At 39.9% G+C, this 13570-nt stretch carries 13 protein-coding genes and 1 other annotated feature (1 of these 14 running past the window's edge); of the genes, 10 read left to right on the top strand and 3 right to left on the bottom strand.

Going from position 1 to position 13570, the window contains the following annotated elements:
• Positions 1-40: 40 nt before the first annotated feature.
• From rplT to IGI86_RS14605, 4 genes are all read left to right on the top strand, one after another.
• A complete protein-coding gene (rplT, locus tag IGI86_RS14620) occupies positions 41-400 on the top strand; it encodes a 50S ribosomal protein L20 (protein ID WP_003128653.1) in 360 nt (119 codons plus the stop codon).
• Positions 401-989: 589 nt separating this feature from the next.
• On the top strand, positions 990-4628 hold the full coding sequence (locus IGI86_RS14615) for an RNase A-like domain-containing protein (RefSeq protein ID WP_430617495.1): 3639 nt from the start codon (positions 990-992) through the stop codon (positions 4626-4628).
• A 27-nt stretch (positions 4629-4655) separates the two neighbouring features.
• Positions 4656-5507, top strand: coding sequence for a hypothetical protein (locus tag IGI86_RS14610; protein WP_430617494.1), 852 nt, complete (start codon positions 4656-4658; stop codon positions 5505-5507).
• 41 nt (positions 5508-5548) lie between these two features.
• On the top strand, positions 5549-5698 hold the full coding sequence (locus IGI86_RS14605; RefSeq protein ID WP_430617493.1) for a hypothetical protein: 150 nt from the start codon (positions 5549-5551) through the stop codon (positions 5696-5698).
• Here IGI86_RS14605 and IGI86_RS14600 read toward each other — a convergent pair.
• On the bottom strand, positions 5667-6242 hold the full coding sequence (locus tag IGI86_RS14600) for a helix-turn-helix transcriptional regulator (protein ID WP_430617492.1): 576 nt from the start codon (positions 6240-6242) through the stop codon (positions 5667-5669). The two genes, IGI86_RS14605 and IGI86_RS14600, sit on opposite strands and share 32 nt — an antisense overlap.
• Positions 6243-6794: 552 nt before the next feature.
• On the opposite strand from IGI86_RS14600, the gene IGI86_RS14595 reads away from it, so the two are divergent.
• From IGI86_RS14595 to IGI86_RS14570, 6 genes are all read left to right on the top strand, one after another.
• Positions 6795-7394 (top strand): MptD family putative ECF transporter S component, encoded by a 600-nt coding sequence (locus IGI86_RS14595; RefSeq protein WP_430617491.1) that lies wholly within the window; start codon positions 6795-6797, stop codon positions 7392-7394.
• The gene (locus IGI86_RS14590) at positions 7391-8092 is read left to right on the top strand and encodes an energy-coupling factor transporter transmembrane component T (protein ID WP_005233872.1); all 702 of its coding nucleotides are present in this window, start codon (positions 7391-7393) and stop codon (positions 8090-8092) included. The genes IGI86_RS14595 and IGI86_RS14590 overlap by 4 nt, the downstream gene beginning before the upstream one ends.
• Positions 8089-9525 carry an ABC transporter ATP-binding protein gene (locus IGI86_RS14585; protein ID WP_074536796.1) on the top strand — a complete coding sequence of 479 codons (1437 nt, stop codon included), beginning with the start codon at positions 8089-8091 and terminating at the stop codon, positions 9523-9525. The genes IGI86_RS14590 and IGI86_RS14585 overlap by 4 nt, the downstream gene beginning before the upstream one ends.
• A 142-nt stretch (positions 9526-9667) precedes the next feature.
• Entirely contained in the window at positions 9668-10375 is a 708-nt protein-coding gene (locus IGI86_RS14580) for a response regulator transcription factor (RefSeq protein ID WP_008379528.1), read from the top strand.
• A complete protein-coding gene (locus IGI86_RS14575) occupies positions 10365-11723 on the top strand; it encodes a sensor histidine kinase (RefSeq protein WP_008379530.1) in 1359 nt (452 codons plus the stop codon). The genes IGI86_RS14580 and IGI86_RS14575 overlap by 11 nt, the downstream gene beginning before the upstream one ends.
• A gap of 107 nt (positions 11724-11830) precedes the next feature.
• Complete coding sequence (locus IGI86_RS14570) at positions 11831-12469, top strand: PepSY domain-containing protein (RefSeq protein WP_008379532.1); 639 nt, start codon at positions 11831-11833, stop codon at positions 12467-12469.
• A gap of 68 nt (positions 12470-12537) precedes the next feature.
• On the opposite strand, the gene IGI86_RS14565 is transcribed toward IGI86_RS14570, so the two are convergent.
• Both IGI86_RS14565 and IGI86_RS14560 read right to left on the bottom strand, forming a co-directional pair.
• Positions 12538-12708 (bottom strand): hypothetical protein, encoded by a 171-nt coding sequence (locus IGI86_RS14565; RefSeq protein WP_008379536.1) that lies wholly within the window; start codon positions 12706-12708, stop codon positions 12538-12540.
• A gap of 90 nt (positions 12709-12798) precedes the next feature.
• A complete protein-coding gene (locus tag IGI86_RS14560; protein ID WP_008379539.1) occupies positions 12799-13233 on the bottom strand; it encodes an acyl-CoA thioesterase in 435 nt (144 codons plus the stop codon).
• 189 nt (positions 13234-13422) lie between these two features.
• Positions 13423-13570 (top strand) — a binding site (T-box leader); it runs 57 nt beyond the window's last position.

The raw sequence follows: 13570 nt of genomic DNA, 5'->3' as shown, positions 1-13570 counted from the left end.
TACAAACAATTATCGATTTTCATATTAGGAGGAATTATACATGGCACGTGTTAAAGGTGGAACAGTAACTCGTAAACGTCGTAAAAAAGTGCTTAAATTAGCAAAAGGTTACTACGGTTCTAAACACACTCTATTTAAAACAGCAAAAGAACAAGTAATGAATTCATACAACTACGCATACCGCGATCGTCGTCAAAAGAAACGCGACTTCCGCAAATTGTGGATCGCTCGTATCAACGCAGCGGCTCGTATGAATGGCTTAAGCTACTCAAAATTGATGCACGGCTTGAAATTAGCTGAAATCGACATCAACCGCAAAATGTTAGCTGACTTGGCTGTAAACGATGCAACAGCATTTACTGCATTAGCTGACCAAGCAAAAGACGCTTTAAACAAATAATCAATCGTTGGCAACAACGTTAGCCCCGCTCTTTGAGCGGGGTTTTTTTATAAACTTTTTTACAAAACAGTGCGATCCTTTACTGATGTACTTTCTTAGTACGCAAATCAAAGGAATAAAGCGTGATTCTTGATTAGAAATTTTTTATTAAACATAGAAATCAAGCGGATAAATATATAAAGAAACTGATCGATTTTGTCGCATAATTTAAGGTGTCGGAAGTAGTTTATTGTTAATAAATAGGTCGTTATTTACTGTAAAAAATAAAAATAAAAGTATTTTTTGACAAATGAATACCCAAATACTATAATTATTGTGAATATAGGATTAACTTTAAGTCATTGTCAGCAGTCGATGTACAATGTTTTATGGCTGTGTCAATGGCTTTCTTAGTTCGAAAAGAGGATGATACAAGGAGGTTATGGAAAGAACATTGGATAACCAATGTGAATCGGGTTTTGCAAAATATATGGAATACATAGAAAATTAGAATTTTTAATAGGTACATTTTTCAGAATATTCAAAAAATTACTCGCCATAGGAATAGGACAGGATGAATAAACTGATTCAAAATGGGAGTAGATGAAAAATGATAAAGCGTTTGTTGATTTTATGGAGTGTATTGGGGTTATTGATTCCTTATTTTTTACCAGCATCCATCGTTGTAGCAGAGGAAATTGAAACAAGCAGAGGAATTTACTTTTTATCTGAGCCAACAGAACAAGTAGATTTCTCGACTGAGAAAGAGCAACTGTCTGAGATTTTTCAAGAGGAAGACTGGATATTTTTAAATCCAATCAATATTCGCTTTTATGTAGAAGGACAGATGGATTACCAAAAATATTTCCCCGTTTTTAAAGATGGGGACTTTCATCAATTGATTGATGAAAGCAGTTGGCAACTAGCACCATCAGAAGTAGCTGACTTTATCCAAAATCATAGTAAAACGACAAAACCAACCTCACCTATGACCTTTATTATCGTCAACTATGCTTGGTATGGTTTTTTTGATGAAACTTGGTACGACCTGTATTTGAACGAACCAGCTGATTTATCTGAATTGCTTTCCGATTTAGAGGAAACGATAATTATTCGAGATTTATTTACTGATTATCAGGATCAAGTAAAGCAAGAACAGTCAAATCAAAAAGCACTTGGATCTTCACAACAAAGTACATCCTCTAGAGAAGAAACCAATCACGATTTTTCGACTAGTACAGAATCGCAGGAAAACAAACAATCGGAAGAGTCAAAAGAAAATGTTGAAGGGGTTAGTGAAGACGAACCTGAAGGGACTATCAGAAAAAATACAATTGAAAAGCTTGAAGTGATTGAGGATTATAAATCAGAGAATAAAAAGGTGTTGTTAGAAAATTATCATGGAGATTGGGGAGATTTTGATTACACAAATGGATTAATTGATTCGACAAATAGCAACGGTTTTGCTTTTGTTAATAGGATAGGAGAATACACATTTAATCGGAAAGATTTTTATTTTTTAATCAAGGAAAAGGATGGAAAATATGCATATGCCCAAAGTATTTATACTAATTCATTTCCACATAGTTCAAATCTTCAACTAAAAAGACTTGGTATGGATGGCGTTCACTATCGAATGCTGGGAGGAAATTCAGGTTCTGGCAACCAAGTTAATTCTCATAGAACAATCAGATTGATTGGCTTCCAATTTATACCAGAATTTTATCGGTTCTATGATGTAAATAGTAATGACGATCCTAATAAGAATCAGAATATACATGTATTTTTGAATTGGCTGAACTTTTGGACAGACAATGAGGTTACTGTCGTCCAAAAAGACACTTTACTCTCAATGGAAAATTATATTAGAGAAAAAAACTCAGGTGTTAAATACGAACCACTAGGTATTGATTATACCAATGGGTTGATTGAGATAGATGGTAGCAATGAAGGAATTTTTGTAACTAATAGAGGTTTCTATGGATTAGGATCAAATTTATATTTCCTGATTAAATCGAAAGATGGGAAGTACGCATATACCCGTAACATTTATACGAATAGTTATCAGCATAATTCTATACGTTTAAATAAACGAGGAACAGATGCAGTACACTATCGGTTTTCAGGTGGAGATCATGGGACATCCTTAAATATTAACTCAAGTAAAACTCCCATTATAGTTGGATTTGAATTTAAGCCAGATTTTTATCGCTTCTATGATGTTAGCAGCGATGAGGATCCGTATAAGAATCAAAATATACATGTATTTTTAAATTGGCTGAACTTTTGGACAGAAAATGAGATAACTGTTATACAAAAAGACAACATACTTTCAATGGATAACTACGTTAGAGGAAAAAATTCAGGTGTTAAATACGAACCGCTAGGTATTGATTATACTAATGGATTGATAGAGAGAGAGGATAGCGACGAAGGAACTTTTGTATCTAATGGAGCTTTCTATGGATTAGGATCAAATTTATATTTTCTGATTAAATCGAAAAATGGGAAGTACGCATATACTCAACAAATTTATACGAACAGCTATCAACATAATTCTATACGTTTAAGTAAACAAGGAACAGATGGAGTACACTATCGATTCTCAGGTGGGGATCATGGGACAGCTTTAAATATTAACTCTAGTATCGCACCTCCTGTTATAGTGGGGTTTGAATTTAGATCTGAATTTTACTTGTTTTATGATGTAACGAAAAATGAAGACCCCTATAAAAATAAGAATATCCACGTATTTCTAAATTGGTTAAACTTTTGGACAGACAACGAAATTACTATTGTTCAAACAGATGCAGTAGATTTATATGTAGCCCAAAAAAACAATGACATCCAGCCTTGGCGTTTTTTCAAGACGGGTCGTCAATCAATAAGGGATCAAACTTTTTCACTTACACTAGATGAGACAACCAGACTAGATTTTGATATGAGAGGAAGATCAGGTCAAAGATTAACAGTCTATCAAGAAAATGAAACGAAGGTATTTGGTCGAAAGTATTCGGGATTTAACAATACAGTTACTCTTGATTTACCTGCTGGCAGCTACTATATTGCGATGACAGATATTACGGCTGAAACAACGCTACAAATCAGGCGACACCAGTTCAATGATTTCCAGCTTTCAATTGATACCAATCCAGAGCGAACACATATCTACTTAAATGGTGTGTTTCATCAAGAATTGACCGACATATATGCTCCCCACCATCGACCACTTCAATTACCAACAGCAGTAAGTGTTTCAAATAAGTTAAATTCAATTTGGCGAACCTCGCGAGGAAGCCATCCAGTTTTAGATGCAATGTTTGGTAAAAACTACTTATTGGGCACCAATTTAAGAGAGCAAACATTTCCTACTGTTGGTAATCTGCCGTTAGGAAGTACGTCCCTTTCGGCGCCGTTGCAATATGTAGGAAATGGTCAGTTCTATACAGATGCTCAAATAGTCAATTTTGGTCCACAACAGCGATTTGTGATCACCGGGTCAACCTTACTTCTAGCGATGGCAGGAACGCTGGTCGTTTACTATGCAGCACATCTGATCCATACCAATCAGCTACAATTAACAACCCCGTCTATTTTTCGAGAATTTGAAAGTGGTAGTTGGGAAGAGCTTGAAAAATTCACCTACCACGGGATCGTTTCCTATGAGGGGAAAACTTATGGAGTAAACGATGAGACGGGTGAAATCAAAAACACCGAAACTGGAGAAGAACTGCCTAAAAGTGTTATCCCAGATGATATTCGAAAATCTGCTGCAGGTGCCAGTAAATTGGCTATCAATAAGATTTTGGCAGAATTAAATGCATTAAAAATAGAAAATGTTGATGACGAGTATGAATGGTATACTTTTAAAGACTTAGTCCAAGACGAGTTGGAAGGACAAGGCAATAAACGAGGACATACAATTGAAAAACATGTAATGAAGTCGGATACTTACTTAAAAAATCGTCTGAATACAGATAACCTCCTATTTAGTTCAACTTACTACGGGGTAGTGGAAGCATTGATTGCTATCAATGTGACCAAGCTTAAACATCCAGAAGTTTTTCAGAATGTAGGTAAACAGAAAGGGCAATTTATTGAAACCCCCTTTAAGCTAGGGCGAGGTTTTACACAAAGTAATATTCCTGTATCTCCATTATACAACAACCAACTATATCTAATGCCTTCTACTAGCGACAAAGGCTTCAGAGTATTGACTAGTTATCCTGTATTTAAAGTAGGGGATTAAAAATAGTAATTGAAGGGAACAATCTCAGTGCAAAGATTATATATTGAAGATATAAAAGAAATGAGCATCCAAAGTGTTCTGGAGTTGAATGAATGGTATAAAAAATTAGGAGAAAAAGAAAGTTGCTACTTACTGGATAAGAAAAATTTTTTCACTGCAAATCGAACGAAGCAAAATCAAGAATATGAGTTTGTTTTTAGGAAAAGGCTTTATTTTTATCCATTTAACACACTAGGAGAATTAACAGAATATGCAACAAAGCATAAGTGCTATTTTGAATATCGAGGGAGTAATGAATTTACAAAAGAGCAGGAAAAAGAACGAGAAATGTCTTTTACAACAGTATCTTTCTGCAAAGATTCATTTTCAGAAACCCATGAGGATACTTTGATTTATCCCTTCTATCATTTTGAGATGGAAATCATTCCCAAGGCAAAAACTAGCTCTGACTATGACTTTTTTAAAGAATACATTTCAGATGATACACAGAATTTAGCTCCTAGTGATGAGGTGCAATGTGTGCGCAGCTTATTCTATGAAGATATTGAGATAGTCACAACAAAAAATGCTGAAGAATGGCAGAAATTCTATGATCAGTGGATTCAGAAACAAAATGCCCATTTTCTTGATCGAAAAGAATACTATCCAAATATAAATCAGGCAGTTGCTATTCAGTACCATAAACTGGAAATTCAAGCCTTCTCGCAAGAAGAGTTGGAAATGGAGCTCAAGAAAGTGGGGTATCTTTTTAGCCATAAACCAGAGAATGGCTGGACAGAGCAACGTAATACCAAACTTTTTAAGATTGTCGATGAAGCAAGTAAACCTATCAGCTATCTGTTTCTCGGCGTGCGAGAAGATATCATTGAGCTGTCTTAATGATGTGGAAGAAAAATAAAAGATGTTTATTAGGGAGGTGGTTGACAATAATCAACTTGCCCCATCGCCCGAAAAAAATGGTTTATGATGAGATCATTGAATTGAAAAAAAGGGTGCAGCTACTCGTTTATGAACAGCAGCTGCACCCTGTATTTTTTGTCAGCGCATCAGTAAATGCGGCAGTGTACTAAGCCATGCGATGATGCCGACGATCAAGGTAAAGACCACGACGATGACTGCTGTTGAAAGGAAATCTTTTTTGACGTCGCGCTTTTTTCTAATGGCATCGAGGTCTTGATTTTCCATGAAGGCAACGATCTCTTTATACGTTTTGATATTTTGGGTTTTCTTGATTTTTTCGATCTTTAATGCGGCATACATGGAGACGAGCCAAAAACATAGAGGCGGGACAATCCACCAGTATCCGGGTAAATAAAGAGCAGGCCCAACAGAGAGTGCGGTCAATAGTATAAAAAGCAGCATCATTTTTGTGTAACGATCCATTTCTGTTTTCTCAATCGTTTCTTTCATTTGTTCAACATCCCCTTTGACTAATTCATCTAAAGAAACATTAAATAGAACACTGAGCAATAATAAATTGTGAACATCAGGATAGCTTTTTTCATTCTCCCAATTGGAGATCGTTTGTCGGGAGACATAGAGTTTTTCTGCCAGCCCTTCCTGAGAGAGACTTAATCGTTCCCGATGTTTTTTTATTTGTTTGCTTAAGTTCATTTTATCCGCTCCTTCTCCCATTAGTTTAGGCCAATGTCTGCATTCTAACGATCAAATGTCTTTGACAATGCCTTGAAATCAAGTGTCAAAATGTTTTTACAGTTGGGTTTGGGGTGTTTACATAGCAGTACAGCGTTGATTTTCTTCCGTTAACAAGCGACGGTCAACTTGGTTATTGTTTTTTTATAGACATACCTGCTGGTTTCTAAAAAAAAGAAAAAAGATGGCGAGTCTTTGCTGATTTTAAGTGTTTGTCCTTGTCTATTAGTCATTAATTTCGCAAAGATGGGAAGAGGAGAAAACAACTAAGCGTGTGAAAGATTCATTTTTCCATTAGTGATTCTTTAAAGGTACCTGTGTGTTGAAATGGAGCCATTCAGAAGACACCTCTATTTGTTGGTTCTGTTTTAGAAGAAAAACGACTGTTGGTAAGCATATCTCCCCATAAAAACGTCTGCTTTGTGCTATACTGAGGCTTTGTAAAAATAAGTTTGTACAAGCAAGCAGCAACGGTTTTTTCATTGATTGCTTGCAAGAAGGAGCGTATACGCAGTGAAAAAACTAAAGGTTCAAGATTTAATTGCAGTAGGGATCTATACAGCGATCTATTTTCTTTTAATGAGCGTCTGTCTATTGATTTTGCGTTTTGTGATCCCAGGTTTTCATAATTTATTTATTCCAGCAGTCACCGCTTTGTTTTCTGGCATTATCTATCTGATTTTATTGAATAAAGTACCGAAATTTGGCGCAATCACCATTATGGGTACCGTGGTAGGGCTCTTTTTTTTGATTTCAGGACATTTTCCATTGGCCTTTTTACCCAATATGCTTTGTGCCTTAGTAGCTGATTTGATTCAATACAAAACAAAGCTCAAAGAGAACGTTCGCGTACTGGCGAGTTATATCGTCTTTAGTTTTGGCTTGATGGGCCCGATCTTGCCCCTGTGGTTTATGAAAAATGCCTATATCGATTCATTAGTGGCTCGCGGAAAAGATGAAACCTACATTGCCGGCGTGTTTGCTCATACCTCCAATGTGATGTTAGGGCTTTGTGCATTGGCCGTTTTGATTGGTGCGGTGGTTGGTTTAGGCATTGGCAGCCGCTTGATGGAAAAACATTTTCAACCAACGATCCAATCGCATAAAGGGTGAGGAATGTGTCGAAAACAAGGTTTGATCCCCGCAGCAAATTGGCGGTGATTCTCTTTGCTAGTTTTACTATGATGGTGTCCATTAGCTGGATCGATGAGTTTGTCTTTGTCACGTTCTTGCTGCTGCTATTTTTAGTCAGCGGCTTTTGGAAAAAAGGCCTGATGTTCTATGGCGTGTTTGTCTTGCTGACACTGGCAGATAGTTTTTTGTTTCGCCAAGGAAACCACCTACTGATCGTGTTGCTGGATTTCTTTTCCGTCGGTTATCGCCGCTTATTGCCAACGATCATGGCGGCGGCTTTTGCCATTAGTGGGACGAAGAACAGTGAGTGGATGGCGGCGTTGCAAAAAATGCACGTGCCCAATGTATTATTAGTCCCGTTGGCAGTCTTATTTCGTTTTTTTCCCACACTGGTACAAGATTTCAAAAGTATTCGCCAAGCGATGCGCTTTCGCGGCATCTCGCTGTCGGCAGGATCGATCTTGCTTCATCCGCTGCAAAGTGCGGAGTATTTTTTGATTCCATTACTGATGTCGGCTGAAAAGACCGCAACCGAACTGTCGGCTACGGCCCTCGTTCGCGGGCTAGCATCAGAAAATCCCCATACCACCGTCCACGAACTGAAGCTGCGCTGGTGGGATGGCTTGGTCTTTTTAGCATTAGGAGGCTTTATCGTGAAAAGGATGTGGCTTGGATGATCAGATTAGAACAAGTGTCAGTGAAGCGAGAAAATCGGACCGTATTATCTGAGCTCTCTTTGACGGTCGCAGCTGGGGAAGTCATCGTTTTGTGCGGCGCTAGTGGCAGCGGCAAATCGACCCTGCTCAATGTTTTGAATGGCTTGATCCCTGAGCTGTATCCTGCCGAAGTGCAAGGGAAGATCCGTGTCGGAGAAACAGACTTGCCAGTTGCCGATTTCTCCCATTATGCCCAGACGATCGGTGTTGTCTTTCAAAACCCCAAGACCCAATTTTTCACCACGGATGTCTATTCGGAGTTGGCTTTTTCAATGGAAAATGCGGGCGTCGCGCCAGAAAACATTCGACAGCGAATCACCGAAGTAGCGCAGCAGTTTTCCTTGACCCCGTTGCTTGATGCTAGTGTCTTTGACCTTTCTGGTGGGGAGAAACAGCTGATTGCTCTCGCTGCAGCCACGATGTTGCCCCATGATGTGTTCCTATTGGATGAGCCTTCCAGCAATTTGGATCAAGAAGCGATCCAAAAGTTGACTCAAGGATTGGCTTCTTTAAAACAACAAGGGAAAACCATTGTGATCGCCGAACACCGCTTGGCGTATTTGGCGCCACTGGCAGACCGCTTTTGCTTATTAGAAGCAGGGCGGTTGCGGGCGTCCTATCCAGCAGATCAGCTGTTGTCACTGCCGGAGGAGGCAATTCACGAGTTAGGATTGCGAAAAGTAGGTGAGGTGACATTGGCAGCCCAGCACTGCCGAGAATCTTTGCCAGAAAAATCTGGATTAACGGCAACGCATCTGCAGATCAAGCAATCAAAACGCTCGGCAAACAGCAGAAATTGGGCGCTCAACTTGCCTGAACTACAACTGCCGATGAAGCAAGCTGTGGGGATCGTTGGACCAAATGGTGCTGGCAAAAGTACGTTGGTGCAAGTCCTGTCAGGATTGAAAAAATGCCCAGAAGCAGTATTTGCCATCAATGGACAAAAGCGAACCCAAAAGCAGCTGCTGCAGGAAAGTTTTCTTGTGATGCAGGATGTCAACTTGCAACTGTTTTTTGAAACGGTGGAAAAAGAGTTGCTGATCAAAGCCCAAAACCCAGCTCGCTTTGAAGAAATAGTCTCATTGTTGCACTTAACACCACTCCTTGCCCGTCATCCACAAAGCTTGTCGGGTGGGGAAAAACAACGAGTTGCGATTGGCAGTGCCTTGCTTTCTGGCAAACGTTTGTTGTTTTTCGATGAACCAACGAGTGGATTAGATTTGCAGCAAATGGAGGAAGTCGCAAAACTACTGCGAATAGTTGCCAAAGAAGTTGATTTATTAGCCGTGATCAGTCATGATCGTGAGTTTTTAGCTGAAACATGTCCTTACATGATTCAACTCGAAAAAGGAGAACTTGTTGGCACGTATCAGCTGGCAAAAAATATGGAATAACTGAAAGACGGAGTGAACCTTGGTTCATGCCGTCTTTTTTTGGTCGAACATGAAAAAATCTTCATGTTTTTTTTCTTTCAATCAGTTAGGAAGTTTTGAAAAAATCCGTTATGATAGAAGCAAAACCAGAGGAGGAGCGCATATGGCTTTGAAGATCTTGCTAGTAGAAGACGAAGAAAGTTTAGCCAGTTTTATCCAGACCGAATTGACTTTTGAGGGATATGACACGGTCTGGGCCAAAGATGGGCAAGAGGCATTGACCTTATTCAATCAGCAAGCAAATGCTTTTGATCTGATTTTATTGGATTGGATGCTGCCAATCTATGATGGCATCACAGTGGCGCGGCGTATACGCAAAGAAAGCGACATCCCGATTTTGATGATGACCGCCAGAAATCAAACCGCCGATGTGGTGACGGGGCTTGATGTTGGGTTAGATGATTATTTAACGAAACCTTTTGAAATCGAAGAACTGTTTGCCAGAATTCGCGTGATCGAGCGGCGGCTGCAAAGAGAAGCCAAACAACAAAAGAACCAGCAAAACCAATTAGTGGCGGGGGAGTTGATGATGGACATCGCCAAGCACTTGGTTCAGGTTGCCGGTGAAACCATTGAGTTGACGCCCAAAGAGTTTGGGATTTTATATGAATTAATGAAAGAGCCGGAAGTCGTCAAAACCAGAGATGACCTATTGAATGAGATTTGGGGTTATGAATACGACGGTCAAACGAATGTTGTAGATGTCTATATCCGTACACTGCGGAACAAGCTGGATGTTTGCGGCAAAGGCAAAATGATCGCAACCGTTCGAGGATTAGGCTATGTCTTGAGGACCGACCATGAAGAATAAGTCAGTCAACCAACGTAGAAAAACAGCCCAGTTTCAATTGACGAGCCGCTTTTCCTTGATACTCTTTGGTCTGCTGATTCTCTTCAATCTGCTGTTTATTTTATTATCCGTAGGTTATTTGTTTGAACATATCGAAAATCGTGCTAGCAACATTCTTGAAGCCATCGAAAAAGGTGAGGCATCAGGGGATACCTGGGACACTCTCGTCAATGCCTATGTCTCGGCAGATGAAGAAGACGCCCTGCAAGTGATCTTAGCCGATGGCAGTGTCGTTTCATCAGAAGATGCGGAAGAGATTTTTACCGATATCAATCAAGGGCGAGTGATGCCGTTTCTCGAAGACATCGTTTTTACAGAGGAGGGCATCTATTACACGAAAACCCAAGAAGTCGATGGGGATCAGGTGACGATCGCTATCAATGGGGAGGATAGTGTGGAATTAGCCTATGGTCTCTTTATGATCAGCAGTTTCTTGAATCTGATCGCTGTTGTGGTGGGCAGTCTGCTGATTTATTGGAGTGTCGGGAAATGGAGCCAGAAGCTTACTGGCATGGCGCAAGAAATTGCTGCCATTGAACAAAGCCGACAAGGAGAATTGTCAGTGTCTGAAGAACCCATCGAGATTCGTTCGGTGGCCTTGGCTTTCAATAAATTGTTGAAAGAACAGCGTGAGACGATCGAACGGGAAAAACGATTCGTTGCCGATGCTTCCCATGAGCTGCGCACACCTTTGGCTGCGATTCGCGGACATGTCCAATTGATCCAGCGGCGTGGAACCAAACATCCCGAAGTCATTCCTTCCTCGATGGCATTTATTGACAAAGAGTCGAAGCGTTTGGAAACATTGAGCAATCAATTGCTAGACCTAGAAAAAAATCAATCCCAAGAAGAAATGACCCTTGTTAATGTTTCCCAGATCGTCCGAGAAGAGTGTGAAAAACAAGCGACGATCGTTCCGCAATCGATTGAATATTTTGTGGAGAACCAATGTATGAAGCGAGGACATAAACGTGACTTCCAGCAAATCATCCAAAACCTGTTAGAAAATGCCGCGAAGTATTCGCCTGTTGATCAGCCGATTCATGTGACCTTGACACAAGAGCAAAGGCAGTTGTCTTTAACCGTCGCCGATTTTGGCATTGGGATTCCCGATGACAAGAAAGCCTTGATTTTTGAACGGTTCTATCGGGTAGAAGATTCTCGTTCTAGCCAGATTGCCGGTTCAGGCATTGGGCTTTCACTGGTAAAACAGCTGGCAGACAAATATCATGCCAAAATCACCGTGATAGACAATCAACCGCAAGGCAGTATCTTTAAACTTGCCTTTCCAAATGAAAGAGAAAGATGAAGATTTTTTTAGATTTTCTTCAAGCAATTTTGATTCTTTTTCTTTGGGAACTTGTTATTCTAAATATATAGAAAAAAGGAATACACAAACAATTGGAGGAATGAAACATGAAAAAAACAACTATTTTATTCGGAATTGCCGCATTAGGATTATTGGCAGGATGTACACAAAACAACACGGGAAATTCAGAACCTGCGCAAAACAGCAGCTCAAGCACAGCAGTTGCCTCATCGAGTGAAACAACGTCGTCACAAGCAACAGACAGCTCTTCAAGCAGTGCAGCGATCGCCAATGGCGGCTTACCTACGGTGACCGTAGAAGAAGCGATCAAAATATTCCAAGACAAATACCCAGATGCAGCGATCACTTCGATTGATTTGGATACTTCTTTTGGCAATTACTTCTACCAAGTAGAAGGCGTGGATGACACGAATGAGTTTGAATTAAAGATCGATGCAGAAACCAAAGAAACTTCTGAAGAAAGAACGGAAAAATTGGATACCGATGAACAAAACGGTGTCAAAAAAGATGCCGATCAATTGGACCTAACCAACTTGCTTTCATTGGAAGAAATTTCTGATATCGCCGTGAAAGAAGCTGGCGGTGGTCAAGCAACAGATTGGTCCTTAGACAAAGAAATGAATGTAACCTATTGGGAAGTCAAAGTAGAAGATGGCAACAAACAAACAGATGTGAAAATCAATGCCCAAACAGGTGAAGTACTTGAAACAGAATTGGATGACTAATCCTTTTACGCAGTAAAAAAGATAAGCCGCTATCGTCTATGCGCAAAAGACGATAACGGCTTATTTCTTTACGTATGCTGTTTGACTTCAGTTAACGGTTTGACGCGACCACCAATTTTATCTGCAAATGCTTCGGACTGCTTCCGATCTTCAAAGACCCATAACTTGTCTGGAATTTTTTCACGAGTGCGACGACCATCTTTGCCAATGTAACCATGCAAAACTTTAATCACGTACATCGCCATCATCCTTCCCTGAAATTACTTTTGATTATACGAAAGCCGTTTCAAAAAGCAAGGATTTTGACTTAAATGAGTGATCAGAATTGATTATTCTCCTGACAGGGCAGCATAATCAGCAAATCGTTGATGGATTTCAGGAAAACTACGCTTCAGCTGCACGATGCGATTGGTCTCTTTTGCTAAAAAACAATGCTTTGAAGTCCCTGTCGTAGCCAACTGACCATCGCTAGTTTTGTAGATCTCATAGCGAAAATCCAAACGCGTGCCCGTATATTTGTCGACCAAAACATCGATTCGCACCTCATCTTCGTAACGAATCATCGTTTTGTATTGCGCACTGACTTCCAGCACAGGAACGATCAAGCCAGCTTCTTCGATGGTATGATATGGTAAATCCAAAAACGCCAGTAATTCCACGCGGGCCTCTTCAAACCAGCGGATATAATTGGCGTGATGGATGATCGCCATTTGATCGGTCTCATAGTAGTGTGGTTGACGGATATAGCCTGAATATAAAGACATAAAAACAGCTCCTTTCATAGAAACAAAACCTTCGTTATTCAGCATAACGCAAAAAGAAAGAAAAGCAAACAGAAGGGTAACTTCTTTGCGTTGACTACTAGAGAAAACGCTACTAGAGAGCAGCGGAGTGAAAAAGACAGTGAAACACCTTGACTTTTTCATAGCTTTCTTGTAGTTTATAGATAATATCAAAAATCAGTGAAGGATCGAGTACTTTATTCTATTCCTTAAAAGAGAAAACTGCCCCGGCTGAAAGCAGTTTAGGACGTGTAAAGGAAAGACAATCTGGAGATGAACAGAAGAAAAGCTGTTCCGTGACCGAGCGTTAATCGAGAGG

The sequence above is a fragment of the Enterococcus sp. AZ188 genome (genome assembly GCF_050544075.1).
Lineage (GTDB): Bacteria > Bacillota > Bacilli > Lactobacillales > Enterococcaceae > Enterococcus_D > Enterococcus_D entomosocium.
The sequence above is the reverse complement of the archived record's forward strand: the minus strand, read 5'-3'. Positions and strand labels throughout refer to the sequence as shown.

Excerpts from the sequence above, each read along its gene's own strand:
- IGI86_RS14600 (WP_430617492.1), bottom strand. The coding sequence starts at position 6,242 with ATGAACTTAAGCAAACAAATAAAAAAACATCGGGAACGATTAAGTCTC.
- IGI86_RS14585 (WP_074536796.1), top strand. The coding sequence starts at position 8,089 with ATGATCAGATTAGAACAAGTGTCAGTGAAGCGAGAAAATCGGACCGTA.
- IGI86_RS14570 (WP_008379532.1), top strand. The coding sequence starts at position 11,831 with ATGAAAAAAACAACTATTTTATTCGGAATTGCCGCATTAGGATTATTG.
- IGI86_RS14580 (WP_008379528.1), top strand. The coding sequence starts at position 9,668 with ATGGCTTTGAAGATCTTGCTAGTAGAAGACGAAGAAAGTTTAGCCAGT.
- IGI86_RS14565 (WP_008379536.1), bottom strand. The coding sequence starts at position 12,708 with ATGTACGTGATTAAAGTTTTGCATGGTTACATTGGCAAAGATGGTCGT.
- rplT (WP_003128653.1), top strand. The coding sequence starts at position 41 with ATGGCACGTGTTAAAGGTGGAACAGTAACTCGTAAACGTCGTAAAAAA.
- IGI86_RS14560 (WP_008379539.1), bottom strand. The coding sequence starts at position 13,233 with ATGTCTTTATATTCAGGCTATATCCGTCAACCACACTACTATGAGACC.
- IGI86_RS14575 (WP_008379530.1), top strand. The coding sequence starts at position 10,365 with ATGAAGAATAAGTCAGTCAACCAACGTAGAAAAACAGCCCAGTTTCAA.
- IGI86_RS14615 (WP_430617495.1), top strand. The coding sequence starts at position 990 with ATGATAAAGCGTTTGTTGATTTTATGGAGTGTATTGGGGTTATTGATT.